The 18416-nt window shown below is 73.9% G+C and carries 18 protein-coding genes and 1 pseudogene; 11 read left to right on the top strand and 8 right to left on the bottom strand.

Going from position 1 to position 18416, the window contains the following annotated elements; all coding sequences use genetic code 11:
• Positions 1-21: 21 nt before the first annotated feature.
• Complete coding sequence (locus ACNAW0_RS15770) at positions 22-1014, bottom strand: SDR family oxidoreductase (RefSeq protein WP_416288607.1); 993 nt, start codon at positions 1012-1014, stop codon at positions 22-24.
• 237 nt (positions 1015-1251) lie between these two features.
• On the opposite strand from ACNAW0_RS15770, the gene ACNAW0_RS15765 reads away from it, so the two are divergent.
• Positions 1252-2448 carry a glycosyltransferase gene (locus ACNAW0_RS15765; protein WP_416288606.1) on the top strand — a complete coding sequence of 399 codons (1197 nt, stop codon included), beginning with the start codon at positions 1252-1254 and terminating at the stop codon, positions 2446-2448.
• On the opposite strand, the pseudogene ACNAW0_RS15760 reads toward ACNAW0_RS15765, so the two are convergent.
• From ACNAW0_RS15760 to aroA, 4 genes and pseudogenes are all read right to left on the bottom strand, one after another.
• A pseudogene (locus tag ACNAW0_RS15760) lies at positions 2403-3339 on the bottom strand (hypothetical protein). The gene ACNAW0_RS15765 and the pseudogene ACNAW0_RS15760 sit on opposite strands and share 46 nt — an antisense overlap.
• A 61-nt stretch (positions 3340-3400) precedes the next feature.
• Positions 3401-4219 (bottom strand): histidinol-phosphatase, encoded by an 819-nt coding sequence (gene hisN, locus ACNAW0_RS15755; RefSeq protein ID WP_416288605.1) that lies wholly within the window; start codon positions 4217-4219, stop codon positions 3401-3403.
• Between the two features lie 97 nt (positions 4220-4316).
• On the bottom strand, positions 4317-5432 hold the full coding sequence (gene rsgA, locus ACNAW0_RS15750; protein WP_416288604.1) for a ribosome small subunit-dependent GTPase A: 1116 nt from the start codon (positions 5430-5432) through the stop codon (positions 4317-4319).
• A complete protein-coding gene (gene aroA / locus ACNAW0_RS15745; protein WP_416288603.1) occupies positions 5402-6703 on the bottom strand; it encodes a 3-phosphoshikimate 1-carboxyvinyltransferase in 1302 nt (433 codons plus the stop codon). Before aroA ends, rsgA begins: the two co-directional genes overlap by 31 nt.
• A 102-nt stretch (positions 6704-6805) precedes the next feature.
• On the opposite strand from aroA, the gene ACNAW0_RS15740 reads away from it, so the two are divergent.
• The 5 genes from ACNAW0_RS15740 (at position 6806) to rsrA (ending at position 10193) form a co-directional block, all read left to right on the top strand.
• Positions 6806-7516, top strand: coding sequence for an SOS response-associated peptidase (locus ACNAW0_RS15740; protein WP_416288602.1), 711 nt, complete (start codon positions 6806-6808; stop codon positions 7514-7516).
• A 211-nt stretch (positions 7517-7727) separates the two neighbouring features.
• Entirely contained in the window at positions 7728-8120 is a 393-nt protein-coding gene (locus ACNAW0_RS15735; RefSeq protein ID WP_416288601.1) for a WhiB family transcriptional regulator, read from the top strand.
• A 123-nt stretch (positions 8121-8243) separates the two neighbouring features.
• The gene (locus ACNAW0_RS15730) at positions 8244-8885 is read left to right on the top strand and encodes an alpha/beta family hydrolase (protein WP_416288644.1); all 642 of its coding nucleotides are present in this window, start codon (positions 8244-8246) and stop codon (positions 8883-8885) included.
• 226 nt (positions 8886-9111) lie between these two features.
• Positions 9112-9903 (top strand): sigma-70 family RNA polymerase sigma factor, encoded by a 792-nt coding sequence (locus ACNAW0_RS15725; protein WP_416288600.1) that lies wholly within the window; start codon positions 9112-9114, stop codon positions 9901-9903.
• 2 nt (positions 9904-9905) lie between these two features.
• Positions 9906-10193: a mycothiol system anti-sigma-R factor gene (rsrA, locus tag ACNAW0_RS15720; RefSeq protein ID WP_416288599.1), complete on the top strand. Its 288-nt coding sequence runs from the start codon at positions 9906-9908 to the stop codon at positions 10191-10193.
• Between the two features lie 74 nt (positions 10194-10267).
• Here rsrA and ACNAW0_RS15715 read toward each other — a convergent pair whose 3' ends face one another.
• Positions 10268-10342, bottom strand: coding sequence for a 50S ribosomal protein bL37 (locus ACNAW0_RS15715; RefSeq protein WP_369700219.1), 75 nt, complete (start codon positions 10340-10342; stop codon positions 10268-10270).
• Positions 10343-10554: 212 nt separating this feature from the next.
• Here ACNAW0_RS15715 and ACNAW0_RS15710 point away from each other — a divergent pair, with 212 nt between their 5' ends.
• Both ACNAW0_RS15710 and ACNAW0_RS15705 read left to right on the top strand, forming a co-directional pair.
• Positions 10555-10776 (top strand): biotin/lipoyl-binding carrier protein, encoded by a 222-nt coding sequence (locus tag ACNAW0_RS15710; RefSeq protein ID WP_416288598.1) that lies wholly within the window; start codon positions 10555-10557, stop codon positions 10774-10776.
• The gene (locus tag ACNAW0_RS15705) at positions 10773-11282 is read left to right on the top strand and encodes a GNAT family N-acetyltransferase (protein ID WP_416288597.1); all 510 of its coding nucleotides are present in this window, start codon (positions 10773-10775) and stop codon (positions 11280-11282) included. Before ACNAW0_RS15710 ends, ACNAW0_RS15705 begins: the two co-directional genes overlap by 4 nt.
• A gap of 51 nt (positions 11283-11333) precedes the next feature.
• On the opposite strand, the gene ACNAW0_RS15700 is transcribed toward ACNAW0_RS15705, so the two are convergent.
• Entirely contained in the window at positions 11334-11906 is a 573-nt protein-coding gene (locus tag ACNAW0_RS15700; RefSeq protein ID WP_416288596.1) for a TetR/AcrR family transcriptional regulator, read from the bottom strand.
• 113 nt (positions 11907-12019) lie between these two features.
• Here ACNAW0_RS15700 and ACNAW0_RS15695 point away from each other — a divergent pair, with 113 nt between their 5' ends.
• A complete protein-coding gene (locus ACNAW0_RS15695; protein ID WP_416288595.1) occupies positions 12020-13612 on the top strand; it encodes an MDR family MFS transporter in 1593 nt (530 codons plus the stop codon).
• A 63-nt stretch (positions 13613-13675) separates the two neighbouring features.
• Here the strand turns inward: ACNAW0_RS15695 and ACNAW0_RS15690 are convergent, their stop codons facing one another.
• Entirely contained in the window at positions 13676-15502 is a 1827-nt protein-coding gene (locus ACNAW0_RS15690; RefSeq protein WP_416288643.1) for a tetratricopeptide repeat protein, read from the bottom strand.
• 212 nt (positions 15503-15714) lie between these two features.
• On the opposite strand from ACNAW0_RS15690, the gene ACNAW0_RS15685 reads away from it, so the two are divergent.
• Positions 15715-16746, top strand: coding sequence for an SIS domain-containing protein (locus ACNAW0_RS15685; RefSeq protein ID WP_416288642.1), 1032 nt, complete (start codon positions 15715-15717; stop codon positions 16744-16746).
• Positions 16747-16770: 24 nt separating this feature from the next.
• A complete protein-coding gene (locus ACNAW0_RS15680) occupies positions 16771-18318 on the top strand; it encodes a histidine kinase N-terminal domain-containing protein (protein ID WP_416288594.1) in 1548 nt (515 codons plus the stop codon).
• Positions 18319-18416 lie beyond the last annotated feature (98 nt).

Genomic DNA, 18416 nt, shown 5'->3' with positions numbered 1-18416 from the left:
TTCCGCCGCCGTCGCGGTTCATCAGCGCCCGGTCCGCGCTCGCCGGCTGATCGCGGCCACGGTGCCGACGGCGGTGCCTGCGGCCAACCCGAACGCCGCCATGCGGACCAGTCGCCGGCGGCGGCCGTGCCAGCCGCCGGTCGGCTCGGCCGCCGCGTCGGGAGCGAACACGTTGCCGGTGGCGCCCAGACGTACGCCGGGGCCGAACCGGGTGCGGGCGGTGTACCAGCCGAGGAGCCGCTCGACCAGCGCCGGGGCCAGCCGCCACTGGAGCCCGACCAGCCGGGCCGCGCCGCCCGCGTACGCCTCTCGCCGGGGCCGGCGCAGCAGCCGGACGATCGTCTCGGCCACCACCTCCGGCGGGTAGACCGGCGGGGGCGGGGTGAGCCCCCGGCGGCTGTGGTTGGCGGCGCGCCGGAAGAACGGGGTGTCGAGGGCCGCAGGCAGCACCGTGCAGAGGGAGATGTGGTTCCGGCCGGTGACCCGCAACTCCTGCCGGACCGTGTCGGCCAGCCCCCGGATGCCGTGCTTGGTCGCGCTGTAGGCCGACTGGTACGGCATGGCCACCTCGGCCAGCATCGAGGCGTTGTTGACCAGGACCCCGCCGCCGGCGACGTCGAGCCAGCGCAGCGCCGCCTTCGTCCCGTGGATCGTGCCGAGCAGGTTCACCGCCACCACCCGGCGGAACTCGGTCACCGGGATCTCGTCGAAGAGACCCACCGCGCTCTCCGTGGCGTTGTTGATCCAGGCGTCGATCCGGCCGAACTCCGCCGCCGCCCGCGCCGCGAGCCGCTCCACCGCCGTCGGGTCGGTCACGTCGGTGGGTACGACCAGCGCCTGGCCGCCCAGCTGCCGGCAGCGTTCGGCGACCCGCTGCAGCGCCTCCTCGGTGCGGGCCGCCAGCACCACGTCGGCGCCCCGGCGCGCCAGCGCGTACGCGGTCGCCGCCCCGACGCCGCTGGAGGCACCGGTGATCACGACCGTGGCGTTGCCCAGGCTGCGGGTGAGCGGCATTCCTCGCCGGTACCCCTGGCCCGGCCCGGTCATGCGGCCGTGGCCGCCCGGAAAACGGCCCGGCGGCCGGCCGGCCCTGGCAGGTGCCGGGAAGCTGACGGAACGTCGGGATCGATCACCACCTGACATGGCCCGCCGGGCGGCTCCCGATCTGCCAGGTTTCGGCGCACCGGGCCCAGGTTAATGGGACCCTCTGACCGGAGGAACATCGCTGGACAGAACGCGTGGAGGTGCACCATGCGCGTCGGCCTTGTGTGCGCGCACGCCGGCCCGCCGGTCGAAGGTTCCACCGTTGGCACGCACCAGCACGTGGCGCGGGTGGCGGCCGAACTCGCCGCGCGGGGTCACGACGTCCGGGTCCACGAGCGGCGCGACGAGCCGGGCCAGCCCGAGTCGATCGAGCTGGATGGCTACCGGTTGGAGCGGGTGCCGGTCGGCCCCCCGCTCCCGCTGGCCACCGCCGAGTTGGTGCCGCACGTGGCCGAGTTCGGCCGCTGGCTGGCGCAGCGATGGTCCGGGGACTGGACGCCGGAGGTGGTGCACGGGCACTACTGGGTCGGCGGCCTGGCCGCCGCCCACGCCGTACGCGAGACCGACATTCCGGTTGTGCAGACCTTCCACTCGCTCGGGATCGAGCAGCTGCGCCACCTCGGCCAGCGGTACGACGGGCCGGGGGAGCGGATCCCGCTGGAGCGCGCGCTGACCCGGGCCGTGGACATCGCGGTCGCCCAGTGCAACGACGAGGTCGACGAGCTGACCCGGATGGGGCTCCAGCGCACCGCGGTGGCGATGGTGCCGACCGGGGTGGACACCACGCAGTTCCACCCGGACGGCGAGGCGGCACCCCGGGACCAGCGACCCCGCATCCTCTCCGTCGGCGGGCTCTCGCCCCGGCACGGCCAGGAGGACGTGATCCGGGCGATGCGACTGGTCGGCGACGCCGAGCTGGTGATCGCCGGCGGCCCGCCCGCCGCGCAGCTCGCCGATCACGCCGAGGCGCGCCGGCTGCGCGAGCTGGCCGAACGGAACGGGGTGGCCGACCAGGTGAAGCTGGTCGGCGCGGTCCCGCACGACCAGATGGCCACGTGGTACCGCTCCGCCGACGTGGTTGCCTGCACGCCGCACTACTCCTCCGCCGGGCGGGTGTCGCTGGAGGCGATGGCCTGCGGGGTGCCGGTGGTCGGCTACGCGATGGGCGGCCTCGCCGACGCGGTGGTCGACGAGGTGACCGGGAAACTCGTTCCGCCCGGAGACGTCCGCGCCCTCGGGGTGACCCTGCGCCGGATGCTGGCCGACAACGCCGGACGGTTCGCGTACGGGCACGCCGCGGTGGACCGGGTGCGGTGCAGCTACACCTGGGAACGGACGGCCGGCGCCCTGGAACGGCTCTACGAACGGGTGGTCAGCCGGCGTAGGCCGGTCGAGGCGGCCTGAGTCAACGCTCGACTCGGGCCCGGCTCAGTGGCGCGGCCGGGCGGCCGTGCCAGCGGTGATCATCGAGCGTTCCCGCTCGCGGGCGACCGCGTGGTGGTGCTGCGGCTCGGCGTACCGGGTCAGGCCGACCACCGAGATCAGCGTGGCCAGGAAGCCGAGGCCGGCCAGCCACTCCCGCCCGGGCCAGATCCGGTCGTTGAGCAGCAGCAGGCCGATGATCGCCGCGGGAACCGCCCCGGCGGCGTCCATCGCGGCCACCGCTGCCGTGGTGGAGCCGCGCTGCATGGCCAGGCCGAGCAGCAGCTGCCCGACCACCGAGTGGGCGATCAGCAGGTAGAGCAGCGGGTCACGGACGAACGCCTCCGCCGAGTCGGCCGAGGCGAGCGGGCGCGCGGCCACCGCCGCGGCGGAGAACGCCATGCCGGCCAGCGAGCCGAGCGCCACCGAGCCGGGGGCGCCGCGCAGCCGGGCGGTGAAGAAGCCGAGCACGGCGATCACGACCAGCGCCACCGCCAGGCCGGCGACCGCAGTGGCGCCGAGATGCCGGGACGGCGCGGGCTGGGCGGCGAGCACCAGCGCGGTGATCCCGCCGAAGAGCAGCACGAGCAGCACGATCTCGGCGACCGGAAGCCGCCACTTGAGCACCAGCACGCCGAGCAGGGCGGTCACCCCGAGCCCGGCCGCCACGCTGGCCTGGACCAGGAACAGCGGTAGGTCTCGGCGGGCCAGGAAGGCCAGTACGAAACCGCTCACCTGACAGAGCAGCCCGACCAGGTAGGTCCGGTGGCCGGCCAGCCGCAGCAGCAGCCCCGGGTCGAAGGTGTGGTGCACGCTGGTCCGCGCCGCGGCCACCGACTGGAGCAGGTTGGCGAAGCCGTACGCGACGATCATCGCCGCGAGGAAACACCAACTGGAGGACGCCACCTGGCGAGGATAGAGGACCGGCGGCGGGTCATCGCGCTGCTGGTCGGCCGAGCCGGGCCAGGATGTCGTCGTGCAACGGGCCGTTGGTGGCGATCGCGCTGAGCTGGTCGGGGCTGGTCCCGGCCGGGGCGGGTCGTCCGGCCAGGTCGGTGAAGGCGCCCCCCGCCTCGGTGACGATCGGGACCAGGGCGGCGATGTCCCAGAGCGACAGCTCCGGCTCCACCATCACGTCCAGCGCCCCCTCGGCCAGCAGCATGTAGCCGTAGAAGTCGCCGTACGCCCGGCTGCGCCAGGTGTCGCGCATGATCTGGAGCACGGCGTCCAGCCGGCCCGCGTCCTCCCAGCCGGTCAGCGAGGAGTAGCAGAAGCTGGCATCGGGCAGGCTCGTCACGCCCGAGACCCGGATCGGCGCGCCGGAGGCCAGGTCGGGGCCGGCGTACGCGCCCGTGCCCTGGGCGGCCCACCAGCGCCGGCCGAGCGCCGGGGCGGAGACCAGGCCGAGCACCGGACGGTCGGCCTCCAGCAGGGCGATCAGGGTGGCCCAGACCGGTACGCCCCGGACGAAGTTCTTCGTGCCGTCGATCGGGTCGATCACCCAGCGCCGGCCGCCGGGTTCGCTGGCGGGCTGTTCGCCGTACTCCTCGCCGAGCAGGCCGTCGCCCGGTCGGTGCTCGGCCAGCAGCGCGCGGATCGCCCGTTCGACGGCGGTGTCCGCGTCGGAGACCGGGGTCAGGTCCGGCTTGGCCTCGACCCGCAGGTCAAGCGCGCGGAACCGGGCCGTGGAGACGGCGTCGGCGGCGTCGGCGAGCAGGTGGGCGAGGGCGAGATCATCGTCGTACCCGGTCATGCCGGACACGGTAGCGACGCCCGGGCGACCGTGGCGGCGGGCTCGCCGGGGTCCCGCCGGTCAGGAACCGGCGAGCGGGTCGATCGGGCCCAGCCGGTCAGGAACCGGCGAGCGGGTCGCCGGGGTTGCGGTCGGGCTCCCGCGGGTCGCCCTCGCCGGACCGGGAGGCCAACAGCCGGCGGTACGACGCCAGCCGGCGCGGGTCGGCCTTGCCGGCGGCCACCCAGGCGTCCAGCGCGCAGTCCGCCTCGTCGGCGGTGTGCTGGCAGTTCGCCGGGCAGTCGACCGTCCCCTCCACCAGGTCGGGGAAGCCGTGCAGCAGGCTCTCCGCCGAGACGTGGGCCAGCCCGAAGCTGCGCACCCCGGGGGTGTCGATGATCCAGCCCTCGGCAGCATCCGGGAGCCGCAGCGCCACCGCGCTGGTCGAGGTGTGCCGGCCCCGGCCGATCGCGCTGACCGTGCCGACCGCCCGGTCGGCCTCCGGGACGAGGCGGTTCACCAGCGTCGACTTGCCCACCCCCGAGTGCCCGACCAGCACCGACACCCGCCCGGCGAGCAGCGCGCGCAGCGCGTCCAGCGCCGAGTCCGGCCGGATCAGCACGTACGGCAGCTCCAGCTCGGTGTAGTAGTCGAGGACCGCCTCCGGGCCGGCCAGGTCGGCCTTGGTCAGGCAGAGCAGCGGCTCGATGTCGGCGTCGAACGCGGCGACCAGGCAGCGGTCGATGAACCCGGTGCGCGGCGGCGGGTCGGCCAGCGCGCTGACGATCACCAGCTGGTCGGCGTTGGCGACGACCACCCGTTCCAGCCGCCCCTCGGCGGTGGTGGCGTCGTCCTCGGCGGTACGCCGCAGCACCGAGCTGCGCTCGGCGATCCGGACGATCCGGGCCAGCGCCCCGGGCGCACCCGAGGTGTCGCCGACCAGCCCGACCCGGTCACCCACCACCACCGACTTGCGGCCCAGCTCGCGGGCGCGCATCGCGGTGACGGTCGGGGCCTCCGGCCCCGTGTCAGGGAGCACGCAGGTGTAACGTCCCCGGTCGACGGCGATGACGAACCCGTCGATTGCGTTCTCGTGCCGAGGCCGGGTACGCGTACGCGGGCGCGACGACTTCCCGGGTCGGACCCGGACGTCGTCTTCGTCGTACTCCCGTCGCCTGGTCGCCAGGACGTCCCCCCGTCGCGTCAGCTCTTGCCGGTCACCATCCCCGACCATAGTGCCGGGAACTCCGGCATGGTCTTCGAGGTGCACGCCACGTCGTCCACCTCGATGCCGGGGACGGCCAGCCCTGCCACCGCCGCGGCGTGCGCCATCCGGTGGTCGGCGTACGTGCGGAAGGTCCCACCGCGCAGCGGGCGGGGGCGGATCTCCAGCCCGTCGGCGGACTCGGTGATGTCCGCGCCCAGTGCGGTGAACTCCTTGGCCAGCGCGGCGATCCGGTCGGTCTCGTGCCCCCGGATGTGCCCGACCCCGGTCAGCCGGGACGGCGAGTCGGCGAGCATCGCCAGCGCGGTCAGCGCCGGGGTCAGCTCGCTGACGTCGGAGAGGTCGGCTTCCAGGCCGTGCACGCGGCCGGTGCCCCGGACGGTCAGCCCGGCGGTGGTCAGTGTCACCTCGCCGCCCATCCGGGTCAGCAGGGTGCGGAGCTGCTCGACCGGCTGCATGCTGCCGTGCGGCCAGCCCTGCAAAGTGACCTCGCCGCCGGTGACCAGCGCGGCGGCGAAGAAAGGCACCGCGCCGGAGAGGTCCGGCTCGATCTCCCAGCAGCGCCCGGTCAGCCGGCCGGGCTCCACCGTCCAGACGTCGGGGGTGGTGTCGTCGACCGCGGCACCGGCGGCCCGGAGCATCTGCACGGTCATCCGCAGGTGCGGCGCGGACGGGACCGGCGGGCCCTCGTGCCGGACCACCACGCCCCGGTCGAAGCGGGGTGCGGCCAGCAGCAGCCCGGAGACGAGCTGGCTGGACGCGGAGGCGTCGATGACCACCTCGCCGCCGGCGACCCGGCCGGCGCCGAGGACCGCCAGCGGCAGGCTGCCGGTGGCCGGGGTGTCGATGCGTACGCCGAGGGCGCGCAGCGCGCCGATCAGCGGGCCGAGCGGGCGGACCCGGGCCTGCGGGTCGCCGTCGAAGGTGACCCGACCCTCGGCGAGCCCGGCCACCGGGGGCAGGAAGCGCATCACCGTGCCGGCCAGGCCGACGTCGACGTGGGCCGGGCCGACCAGCCGGTGCGGCCGGACCAGCCAGCGCTCGTCGTCGGAGATCGACATGTACGCGCCCAGCTCGCGCAGGCCGCCGGCCATCAGCTCGGTGTCCCGCGCCCGCAGCGGCCGGTCGAGCGTCGACGGGCCGCTGGCCAGCGCGCTGAGCACCAGGGCCCGGGCGGTCATCGACTTGGAGCCCGGCAGGCGCAGGGTGGCGGCGACCGGGTCGGTGGCGGTCGGTGCGGTCCACGGCTGCGGCGGCCGGGTCGCGGTCAGATTTCCCACGCTCACATTCTGCCAACTCCCGGGGCAGGTGGAACCGCCCATCGTGCCTGCTCCCGGTTTGCGGGACAGCCGGAACCCGGGCGGCGCGTTAGCGTATGCGCCATGTGCGGGAGGTACGCGACGAGCCGGAGCGCGGGCGACCTGAGCGCGCTGTTCGAGTCGTCCGACGAGACCGGCGCCGGGGTCGGCCCGGACTTCAATGTCGCCCCGACCGACCCGGTGCCGCTGGTCCGGCTGGCCCCGGAGGGGCACCGGTTGCTCTCCGTCGGCCGCTGGGGTCTGGTGCCGCACTGGTCCCGCAGCGCCGCCGGCGCGGCCCGGATGATCAACGCGCGGGCGGAGACCATCGCCACCAGCCGGGCGTACGCCCCGTCCTTCGCCCGCCGGCGCTGCCTGGTCCCCGCCGACGGCTGGTACGAATGGGTCCGCGAGCCGGACGGCCGGCGGCAGCCGTACTACATGACTCCGGTGGACGGTTCGGTGCTGGCCTTCGCCGGCATCTGGTCGGTCTGGGAGTCGGCGGACGCCGCCCTGCTCACCTTCAGCGTGCTGACCACCGCGGCGGTCGGTGAACTGGCCGAGGTGCACGACCGGATGCCGCTGCTGCTGCCCCGGGAGCGCTGGGCGGCCTGGCTCGACCCGGCCGGCGAACCCGCCGCGCTGCTCGCCCCGCCCGCCCCGGACTGGCTCGCCGGGCTGGAGATCCGCCCGGTGTCGCCGGCGGTCGGCGACGTCCGTAACGACGGGCCCGGGCTCACCGCCCGGGTGCCCCTGGCCAAAGGAGAGACGGCCTCGGAAATGACGCTGTTTTGATCATTCTCGGCGCATTGTCGTGTGCTGATTTGCCGGGGTTGCGGCTGAAACGTCGCCCAGCCGTTTAGGTTTGTTTACCGCAGAGGCTTGTCCCCGTGTCCGAAAGTGCGATAGAACACAGCGCTGGCGTTGGGCGTCTGTTCGCACGGGGCGGATGGCACCCATCGATCATTTATGATCATTTGCCGGTCCCACGGGGGAGGTGGGTGTATTGACACGGGCGCGCATGCCCCGCCCGCACGAGGTGGCCGCCGCACGACGAGACCCGCGACTGCTGCGGGCGTTGCGTGAGCGGCGGCAGGACGAGGCGTGGCGGACCAGGGGAACCTGCCAGAGCGTGGATCCCGAGACGTTCTTTCCGGCACCGAACGAGCCGGCCGACGCGGCCGTGGCGCTCTGCCGCGGTTGTGACGTCCAGGGGCCCTGCCTGGCCTGGGCGCTGGAGGTGGGCGACTGCCACGGCGTCTGGGGCGGCACCACGCCGCGCGAGCGGCGCGCGATGCTCGTCGCCTGGCGCGGTGAGGTGCAGCCGGATCCGGACGCGGCCGACGAGGCCGGGCCGCCGGTCCGCGACCACCTGCTCGCCCTGGTGCCGTCCCGCTGATTCCGCGCACCGTCGCCCGCGTCCGGCAAGGACGCGGGCGACGGCCTTTCCCGGTAGGTGCGCGTCGTGCCGGTGAGCACGGTCGTCCCCGCCGGGCGCCATCTGGGCTGGCGCAGTGTGGCGATGCGCCGGGCGCAGAATGGGACGGTGCGGCACAGCGACGAGATCGAGACGCCCCGGGGGCCGGCCCGGGCCGACACCGACCTGCCGGTCGGGCCGGTGGACACCCTGCTGGTGCTCGGGCACGGCGCGGGCGGCGACGTGGACGCGCCGGACCTGCTCGCGGTCCGGGACGCGGTGATCGACGCCGGGATGGGCGTGATCCGGGTGACTCAGCCGTACCGGGTCGCCGGCCGGCGCGCGCCGGCGCCCGCCGGGCACCTCGATGAGGCCTGGCGGGCCGTGTTGACCGTGCTCAGGCAGCGGCACCCGACGGTGCTCCGGTGGGTGGTGGGCGGCCGCTCCAGCGGTGCCCGGGTCGCCTGCCGCACGGCCCGTGCCGTCGGCGCGGTCGGTGTCGTCGCGCTCGCCTTCCCGCTACATCCCCCGGGGCGTCCGGAGCGCTCGCGCGCCGACGAACTGGCCGCCGGCCTGCCCACCCTGGTCGTCAACGGCGACCGTGACCCGTTCGGCGTCCCGAAGCCGGTCCCGGGCGTCGAGGTGGTGGTCCGCCCGGGTGAGCGGCACGACCTGCGGGTCGACCCGGCGGGCACCGCCGCCGTCGTCCGCGACTGGCTGCACGCGCGAGGCTGGGCCTCCGCCTGACTCCGGTCCGGGGGTGGAGCGTGACCGCCGGCGGCGGCGGGTCGTTGCAACGGATGGTGTCGGTCGCCCGGTCCGGGCCCCGAGGCCATCCTCCCAGGCCCTTCCTGGTCCCAGCGCCGGTCGCGGCCGGGGCCGGGACCAGGAACGGCGGGTGGCCGGCGGAATGGGCCGTCGACGGCGGGCGTTACCACCCCCGGACGACTTTTCCAGCCGAGGGGGGTAACCGGTGTCGATCGAGACACGGAGCCGGGAGCGGGACGAGCGGGCGCTGCGACGGCTGCTCGAGGCGCCGGAGTGGCCTGCGGCGGCGGTGACTGCCAGCACACCGGCCGGAACCGAATCTACGGACCGGCCCGTACGCGTATCCTCGGCGGGAAAGCAGCCGACGCGAGGGGATGTGCGGTTGACCACCGAGAAGACGGACGAGCGTAGGGCCCGATTCGAGCGGGACGCGATGCCCTTCGTCGATCAGCTCTACGCTGCCGGCCTGCGGATGACGCGGAACCCGGCGGATGCCGAGGACCTGGTTCAGGAGACCTACCTGAAGGCGTACGCCGCCTTCCACCAGTTCGAGCAGGGCACCAACCTCAAGGCCTGGCTCTACCGGATCCTGACCAACACCTACATCAACTCCTACCGCAAGCGGCAGCGCCAGCCCGTGCAGGCGCCCACCGACGAGATCACCGACTGGCAGCTCGCCGAGGCCGAGTCGCACACGTCCAGCGGGCTGCGCTCGGCCGAGACCGAGGCGCTCGACCGGCTGCCGGACAGCGACGTCAAGGAGGCGCTCCAGCAGTTGCCGGAGGAGTTCCGCCTCGCCGTCTATCTGACCGACGTCGAGGGCTTCTCCTACAAGGAGGTCGCCGAGATCATGGGCACGCCGATCGGCACCGTGATGTCGCGCCTGCACCGCGGCCGACGTAATCTGCGCAAGCTGCTCGAGCGGTACGCGGCCGAGCGTGGGTTCACCGCCGCGCCGTCGAAGGGTTCGACTGCCGCCGCCGGCCGGGAGGTGTGACCGTGAGCTGTGGGAAGCCGCACGAAACGGACTGCCGTGAGGTCCTCGCGGAGGTCTACCTCTACCTCGACCTGGAGTGCGCCGACGAGCGGCGCATGCTGATCCGGACCCATCTGGACGAGTGCGGGCCCTGCCTGCGCGAGTACGGCATCGAGCAGGAGGTGAAGGCGCTGGTCGCCCGCTGCTGCGGCAACGAGACCGCGCCCGAGCAGCTGCGTGAGCGGCTGCGCGCCCGCCTGACCGAGCTGGTGGTCTTCGAGACCACCGAGTCCCGCGAACTCGCCGACTGAGCGTGAGCGCGACGAGCTGAAGGCACCGGTGGCCCGGGTCCGACCGGACCCGGGCCACCGCCACGTCCCGACGATCAGGAGTTGGGGCGCTTGCCGTGGTTCGCGCCGCTCTTCTTGCGCGCCTTCTTCTTCCGGGCCTTCTTCGCCATGCTCTGCCTCCTTGTGCTGGTCACGTCCGGCCGCGGGCGAGCGCGGCGGAGGTCGCGTACCGGTCCCGGGGACCGACCCGCTGATGCTAGTGCCGGCGGTGGCCCCGAACGTCCGGTGGGGGCGGAACCGGCGAGCCGCCCGCTCTCCGTCCGAAGTGACCGCGGTCATGATTGGATACCGTTCGCAGAAACACCGGTGGAGAGGGAGGGCCGTGAGAATGGCCGAGGAGATCCGCGCCGAGATGGTGGCGAACGTCTGGAAGGTCGTCGCGTCGGCCGGGGACAGCGTGTCCGAGGGGGACACGCTGGTGATCCTGGAGTCGATGAAGATGGAGATCCCGGTCGTCGCCGAGACCGACGGCGTCGTGCAGCAGATCGCGGTCAACGAGGGTGACGTCGTGCAGGACGGCGACCTGATCGCGGTGATCGGTTGAGCGGCCTCCTCGTCCGTCGCGCGGAGCCGGCCGACCATCCGGCGGTGGCCCGCCTGACGGTCGCCGCGTACGAGGCGGACGGGCAGCTCAAGGGCGAGAACGGCTACGGCACGGTGCTGGCCGATGTGGCCACCCGGGCGGAGACCGGTGAGGTGCTGGTCGCCGTCGACGAGGCCACCGGCGAAGTGCTGGGCGCGGTCACGTTCGTGCTGTCCGGCACCCCGTACGCCGAGCTTTCCGGCCCGGGCGAGGCCGAGTTCCGGATGCTCGCGGTCGACCCCGCCGCGCAGGGCCGGGGCGCCGGCGAGGCCCTGGTTCGGGCCTGCGTGGCCCGGGCGGCCGAACTCGGGTGCTCGGCCGTGGTGATCTGCGTACGCGCCGGCATGGCCGCCGCGGCGCACCGGCTCTACGCGCGGTTCGGCTTCGTCCGGGTGCCGGAGAAGGACTGGTCACCGCTGCCCGGCGTGCAGCTGCTGGGCCTGCGCCTGGATCTCACCAGCCCCTGACGCCGCCCCGCCCACGCCGCCGCCCCGCCCACGCCGCGTGCAGCGGGCGGCTCAGTCGCTGGTGCCGATCTTCGCCAGCAGTTCGTCGGCCACCTCGAGGGCGATCTTCTTGCGCTCGTCGTCGGTGATGTTCGAGGGGGTCCGGACCGCGAACCAGCTGCTGTGCACGGCGAACAGGGTCAGCGCGGCCCGCAGCTGGGCGGCCGGCGAGTCGTCGCCCCGGCACAGCTCGTTGGCGAGGAGCATCATCCGCTCCCGCATCTGCTGGCCGGCGACGAGGCTCTTCAGCACGGTCTGGTTCTGCTCGAAGAAGCGCATCACGGCCGGCAGTTCGCCGGCGAACATCGCGTCCGCGTACCTGCTGATGAGGGCGCGGCGGGTGGCCAGGGTGGCGGGCTGGGTGCGCGCCCACTCGATCAGCTCGTCCATCCGGCGCAGCCGGTCCTCGACGAAGCTGCTGACGATCTCGTCCTTGCTCTTGAAGTGGTAGTAGAGGGCGGCCTTGGTCACCCCCAGCCGCTCGGCGATCTCCCGGAGCGAGGTCCTCTCGTACCCTTGCTCGGTGAAGAGTTCCAGCGCGACGGCCTGGATACGTTCCCGCGTGCCGCCTGTGCTCTCCCTCACCCTTACCACCTATCTCGCTTGACGGCTTTCCGACCACCAACTTACCGTGCGGCTAGTAAGGTAACTAGCCGGGCGGCAAGTAAGTCGGTCACAGAATTTCGGGGAGCTTACCCATGAGCCAACCAGCACAGGTGATCGCGCGACCCAATGTCCGGGTCGTGCTGTTCGGCCTGATGATCGCGATGATGCTCGCGATGCTCGACAACATGATCGTCAGCACCGCGCTGCCGCGGATCGTCTTCGAGTTCGGCGGGGCCGGCCACTTCACCTGGGTGGTCACCGCGTACGTGCTGGGCACCACGGTCTCCACCCCGATCTGGGGCAAGCTCGGTGACCTCTACGGCCGCAAGGCCGTGTTCCTGACCTCGGTGGTCATCTTCCTCATCGGCTCCGCGCTCTGCGGCATGTCCGGCTCCAGCCTCCTCGGCGGCGTCCAGGACGGCATGATCGAGCTGATCGCGTTCCGGGCCGTCCAGGGCCTCGGCGCCGGTGGCCTGATGGTCGGCGTGATGGCGATCATCGGTGACCTGGTGCCGCCCCGCGAGCGGGGCCGCTACCAGGGCATGATCGCCGGCATCATGGCCATCGCCATGGTGGCCGGCCCGCTGGTCGGCGGCTTCATCACCGACCACCTTTCCTGGCGCTGGGCGTTCTACGTCAACCTGCCGCTCGGCGGTGTCGCGCTGCTGGTGCTGGCCACCACCATGCACCTGCCGAAGCACCGCACCGAACACAAGATCGACTGGCTGGGCGCCGCGCTGCTCTCCGTCGGCATCACCGCGATCGTGCTGGTCACCACCTGGGGCGGCAAGGAGTACGACTGGGCCTCCCCGCAGATCCTCGGCCTCTCCGCACTCGCCTTGGTCACCCTGGTGCTCTTCGGCTTCGTCGAGCGGCGGGCCGCCGAGCCGATCCTGCCGCTGGGGCTCTTCGCCAACCGGAACTTCGCCCTCATCTCGATAATCGGCTTCCTGCTCGGCTTCGCGATGTTCGGCTCGATGAGCTTCCTGCCGCTCTACCAGCAGACCGTGCAGGGCGCCTCGGCCACCAACAGCGGCCTGCTGCTGCTCCCGCTGATGTTCGGCATGCTCGTGGTCTCGCTGGTGGTCGGCCGCACCATCACCAAGACCGGCCGCTACCGGGCCTTCCCGATCATCGGCGGCGTGGTGATGGCCGTCGGCATGGGCCTGCTGACCCAGCTTGAACTGGGCACCAGCAAGACCGAGTCCTCGCTCTACATGATCGTGCTCGGTGTCGGCATGGGCTTCCTCATGCAGACCTCGATGCTGATCGCGCAGAACAGCGTGGCGCAGAAGGACCTCGGTGCGGCCAGCGGCGCGGCCACCTTCTTCCGCTCGATCGGCGGCTCGTTCGGCGTCGCGCTCTTCGGTGCGATCTTCGCCAACCGCCTCACCGCCTCGGCCGGCGGCGCCGCGTTCGGCGGAGGAAAGGGTGGCGAGGGCGGCGCCATGGACCTGGAGAAGCTCAGGAAGCTGGCGTCGCCGATGCGCGAGCTCGTGCTCGGGACGCTCGCCGACGCCATCTCCCACGTCTTCCTCTGGGCGGTCTTCCTAACCGTCGCGGTGCCGGTGCTCGCCTGGTTCATCAAAGAGGTCCCGCTCCGCTCGACCCACGACACCCCGCCCGCCGACGCCACGCCCGAGGACCAGGCCGAGGTCGCCCTCGGCCGGGCCCCCGGGGCCTGACCCGCAACCTCCGCGGCCACGCCGACCCCACCCGGGGTACGGCGTGGCCGCGCCACGTAGGGATCAGGGGCGGGGGAGGAGGAGGGTGGTCAGGCGGTGCCAGAGGCGCGCGAGCGGACCCCGTCGGGATGCCCCGTCGACCGGTCGCCGGATCAGCTCGCGGGCCAGGTCGCGGGTGGCGCGGTCGAGGTCCGGGACGGCCAGCGCCAGGTGTGCCATCGACGCCACGATCGGCACCCGCCGCTCGCGGGCCACGGCCGCCGCGTCGGCGAGCCGCTCGGCCACCACCCCGGCCACGTCGGGGCGTACGGCGGGGTCGACCCAGGCGGCGGCCACCAGGGCGAACAGCGCGGCCTCGGTGATCCAGTCCTCCACGTCCCAGACCAGCTCGAGCAGCACCCGGCGGCGGGTGGACTCCGTCCACGGCTCGTCGGTGCGGTGGTGCAGCAGGCCGAGGCAGGCCCAGACCTGCACGCAGCGCACCCAGAGCGACGGGTCCTGGCCGGCGAGCACCCGGCCCAGCGCGGTGGCCGGCGCCTCGGGCGGGTGCACCAGCAGGCCGAGTAGGTCGGCCAGTTCCAGCGTGGCCAGCCCGACCGCGGCGTCGTACGCGGCCGGCGGGTGCGGCCAGGCCGGGTGGGCGAGGTGCCGGATCCGCTCCGCGGCCTCGGCCGAGGGCGCCGGCAGGGTGGGCGCCACGGTGGTGCCGTCGTAGCGCCACAGCGGGTGGGCGGTAGCCCGGCGGGGCTCGCGCGGGTCCGGGTCGGCGGTCGCGGCCACCTCGACGTCCAGCCCCGGCACGGCCGCCGCGGTACGCATCGCGCTGGGCGGTTCGAGCGCGTCGAGGCGTACGGCCGTCCGGGTGCCGTCCTCCGCGGTGACGGCCTTGCGCAGCGCGTCCGGCACCGGCCCGCCGGCCGGGGTCACCTGCCCGAGCCAGGGACGGCCGCGGCAGCACTCGGCCAGGTCGCCGTGCTCGTGGCTGTCGTCCGGGTGGTCGCGGACGAAGTCGGCCAGGGCCACCAGGTGGGCGACGTCCCCGTCGCGCTGGAAGCGCAGCCGGTGCGCGGTGTGCACCGCGCAGTCGAACGTGGGGTCCTTCGCCAGAGCCCGGTCGATCCAGTCCAGCGCCTCGTCGAGCCGTCCGTGGTCGGCGAGGGTACCGGCGATGTCGGCATAGACGGCGAGGTCGTCGGGGTCGTGCGCGACGGCCCGGCCGAGCGCGGCGAGCGCCTGCCGGATCCGGCCGGCGCTGCGGTACGCGTATCCGAGCCAGACCTCGCCGAGCTTGCTCGGTCCGGCGCGTACGCCGCGGGCGGCCCAGGTGACGGCGAGGGCGGCCTCGCCGAGGCGCCGGGCCAGCGCGGACGCCGCGCCCAGCACCAGCGGGTGGCCGGGGTGCGCGGTGACCGCGTTGCCGGCCAGCGTGAGGTAGGGCTGCAGCGGGTCGCGTAGCCGGCGCGGAACCGGGTCGGGCACCGCCGCGCACAGCTGCATGAGGATCCGGGCGGTGCGCTCGGGTTCGAGCCGTTCCGGTAGCTCCGGGGCGGTCACCCAGGGCACTCCGGCCCAGTCGGCCTCGGGCGCGTAGCCGGTGGCCGCGGCCAGCAGGTCGAGCCCCTCGGCGGGGTGTCCGGCGGCGGCGAGCAGGTGGGCGCGGGCCACCACCGCGCCGACGAAGGCGTGGTGGCCGAGCGGGAAGAGTTCCAGATCGCCGCCGCTGGCCGCGGCCACCCGGGTGAGCACCTCGTGCACCTCGGGGAGCGTCGGGGCCTGGGCGAGGGCGGCGGCGACGTGTCCGGCGGCGTGCGGCAGGTCCCCCTCGGCCAGCGCGAGCCGGGCCAGCGCGAGTTCCTCCGCCGCGGTGAGCGTGGGGTCGTCCTGGGGCACGTGGTCCTCTCGGTCGCCGAGCCGGTCGCGGGCCGCGGCCGCCACCGGCGTGGTCCGTCGGGCAAGCCTAGAAGATCACGGGCTCAGTTGGTGATCTACTGCGCACTGCTGTTCGTTACATTGCCCACCGGGGCCGAAAGGTGCAAGACTGAGCACGGATCGCGCGGCGATCGCGCAGGAGGGGGTCTTTAGTGACGCGTCCAGGGGCCGGCATGGCCGCCGACATCGCCGAGCAGCCGGCCGGTTACGACCGCCTGCTCTCCGCCGAGCACGCGGGGGCGATCGCCCGGGTCGCGGCGGTGATCGCCGAGCGCCGGCCCCGCCACGTGGTGTTCACCGCCCGCGGCACCTCCGACCACGCGGCGCTCTACGCGGCGTATCTGACCGAGATCCGGCTCGGCCTCCCCGCCGGCCTCGCCTCGCCGAGCACGATCACCGTCTTCGGCGCCCGGCCCGACCTCTCCGACGCCCTCGTGGTCGGGGTCAGCCAGAGCGGTGGCTCACCCGATCTGACCGAGGTGCTGCGGGTGGCCCGCGCCTCCGGCGCGCTCACCCTCGCCGTCACCAACAACCCCGACTCGCCGCTGGTGCGCACCGCCGAGCTGAGCGTCGACATCGCCGCCGGGCACGAGCGGGCGGTCGCCGCCACCAAGACGTACACCGCCGAGCTGCTCGCGCTGCTGATGCTCGTGGAGGGGGTACGCGCCGGCGACGGCGAGCTGCCCGCCGAGGAGCGATCCGCCCTCGCCCACCTGCCCGAGCTGGCCGAACGCACCCTGTCCGACGCCACCCCGGCGCAGCTCGCCCCGCGCTACCGGTTCGCCGGCCAGCTCGTCACCACCGGCCGGGGATACGCGTACCCGACGGCCCGGGAGGCGGCGCTGAAGCTGATGGAGACCTCGTACCTGCCGGCGCTCGCCTTCTCCGGCGCCGACCTGCTGCACGGTCCGCTCGCCATGACCGACCCGGACGTCCCGGTGCTCGCCGTGGTCGGCTCCGGCCCCGGCGGGCAGTCGATGCGCGAGGTGCTGCCCCGGCTCGGCGAGCGCCGTGCCGACGTCGTGGTGGTCGGCTCCGCCGAGGTCGAGGCGACCGCCCGGATGGCCGTCCCCGAGGTCGACGAGCGGTACGCCCCGCTGCTGGACATCCTCCCGCTCCAGCGGCTCGCGCTCGCCCTGGCGCTGGCCCGGGGCGAGGACCCGGACGCCCCGCGCGGGTTGAAGAAGGTCACGACGACGATGTGACGCCGGCGTGGCACTCTGGTCAGCGTGTCCACGCTGCGCGACCTCGCCGAGGAGCACACCCAGCTCCGGCCGGCCGACATCGACCACCTGCACCGGATCGCCGGCGACTGGCAGTTGCTGTCCGACCTGTCCTTCGCCGACCTGCTGCTCTGGGTGCCGGTGGACGGCGAGGGCACGTTTCTCTGCGTGGCCCAGGCGCGCCCGACGACCGCGCCGACGGCGTACCTCGACGACCAGGTCGGCCGGATCGTCGGCGGGCCGGAGGTGGCGCACCTGGAGGTCGCCCACCGGCAGGGCCGGATCTGGCGGGAGGGCGACCCGGTCTGGTACGGCGACGTGCCCGCCCGGCACGAGGCGATCCCGGTGCGGCTGCGCACCGCCGACGGGGAGGCCAGCGAGGTGATCGCCGTGGTCGGCCGGGACACCAACCTCTCCACCGCGCGGACGCCCAGCCAACTCGAGCTGAACTACCTGACCACCGCCGACGACCTGGCCCAGATGGTCGCCGACGGCACCTTCCCGCCGCCCCGGCACCCGGGCGAGACCACCTCGGCGCCCCGGGTCGGCGACGGCCTCGTGCGGCTCGACGCCAACGGCACGGTCACCTACGCCAGCCCGAACGCGCAGTCCGCGTACCGGCGGTTGGGCTACGCCTCCCACCTGGTGGGGGAGGACCTGGCCAAGCTGCACCGCCGGCTCGCCAGCGACCCGCTCGAAGGCACCGACGCGGGCAACGCCGTGCTGGCCGCGCTGCGCGGCGAGGCCCCGCCCCGGCGGGAGATCGACGCCCGCGGCGCCACCATGCTCACCCGGGCGCTGCCGCTGATGCCGGCCGGTGTGCCGATCGGCGCGCTGGTGCTGGTCCGGGACATCACCGAGGTACGCCGGCGCGACCGGGCCCTGATCACCAAGGACGCCACCATCCGGGAGATCCACCACCGGGTGAAGAACAACCTGCAGACCGTCGCCGCGCTGCTCCGCCTCCAGGCTCGTCGGGTCGGCATGCCGGAGGCCCGGGTCGCCCTGGAGGAATCCGTACGCCGGGTCGCCTCGATCGCACTGGTGCACGAGACCCTCTCCCTGTCCAGTGACGAGGCGGTCGAGTTCGACGGCATCGTCGACCGGGTGGCCAGCGCGGCGACCGAGGTCGCGGCCACCGAGGTGACGGTCGGCATGCGCCGGCAGGGCAGCTTCGGCGTACTGCCGGCCGAGATCGCCACCTCGCTGGTGATGGTCCTCAACGAACTGCTGCTCAACGCCGTCGAGCACGGCTTCCCGCCGGCCGGCGAGGAGGGCACGGCCCGCCCGGACGGCGCGGCGAAGCCCGAGGTGGTGGTCTCCGCGCACCGGTTCCGCAAGCAACTGCACGTCTCCGTGGCGGACAACGGCCGTGGCCTGCCCGAGCAGTTCGACGCCGAACGCGGCGGCAATCTCGGCCTGCAGATCGTCCGGGCCCTGATCACCGGCGAGCTGCGCGGCACCATCGAGCTGCGTAACGGTGCCGCCGGCGGCACCGAGGCCGTGCTGGCCGTCCCACTCGCCCGTACCCCCACCGACCGCCTCACCACCTGACCCGCACCCCACGCCTGGTGCCCACGCGCTCCGCGCCCGCTCTCAAGATCCGCACAGGTTCACGGAAGCTGCTGCCTCCCGGCGTGCCGAGGCCCCTA

Source organism: Micromonospora sp. SL1-18 (assembly GCF_047921505.1).
Taxonomy (GTDB): Bacteria; Actinomycetota; Actinomycetes; order Mycobacteriales; family Micromonosporaceae; genus Micromonospora.
Note: the sequence above shows the minus strand (reverse complement) of the source record. Positions and strands in the feature narration are given on the sequence as shown.

What these genes read in the sequence shown, in the direction of transcription:
- ACNAW0_RS15770 (WP_416288607.1), bottom strand. Translation starts at nt 1,014, where the DNA reads ATGCCGCTCACCCGCAGCCTGGGCAACGCCACGGTCGTGATCACCGGT.
- ACNAW0_RS15765 (WP_416288606.1), top strand. Translation starts at nt 1,252, where the DNA reads ATGCGCGTCGGCCTTGTGTGCGCGCACGCCGGCCCGCCGGTCGAAGGT.
- hisN (WP_416288605.1), bottom strand. Translation starts at nt 4,219, where the DNA reads ATGACCGGGTACGACGATGATCTCGCCCTCGCCCACCTGCTCGCCGAC.
- rsgA (WP_416288604.1), bottom strand. Translation starts at nt 5,432, where the DNA reads ATGGTCGGGGATGGTGACCGGCAAGAGCTGACGCGACGGGGGGACGTC.
- ACNAW0_RS15740 (WP_416288602.1), top strand. Translation starts at nt 6,806, where the DNA reads ATGTGCGGGAGGTACGCGACGAGCCGGAGCGCGGGCGACCTGAGCGCG.
- ACNAW0_RS15730 (WP_416288644.1), top strand. Translation starts at nt 8,244, where the DNA reads ATGCGCCGGGCGCAGAATGGGACGGTGCGGCACAGCGACGAGATCGAG.
- ACNAW0_RS15695 (WP_416288595.1), top strand. Translation starts at nt 12,020, where the DNA reads ATGAGCCAACCAGCACAGGTGATCGCGCGACCCAATGTCCGGGTCGTG.
- ACNAW0_RS15685 (WP_416288642.1), top strand. Translation starts at nt 15,715, where the DNA reads ATGGCCGCCGACATCGCCGAGCAGCCGGCCGGTTACGACCGCCTGCTC.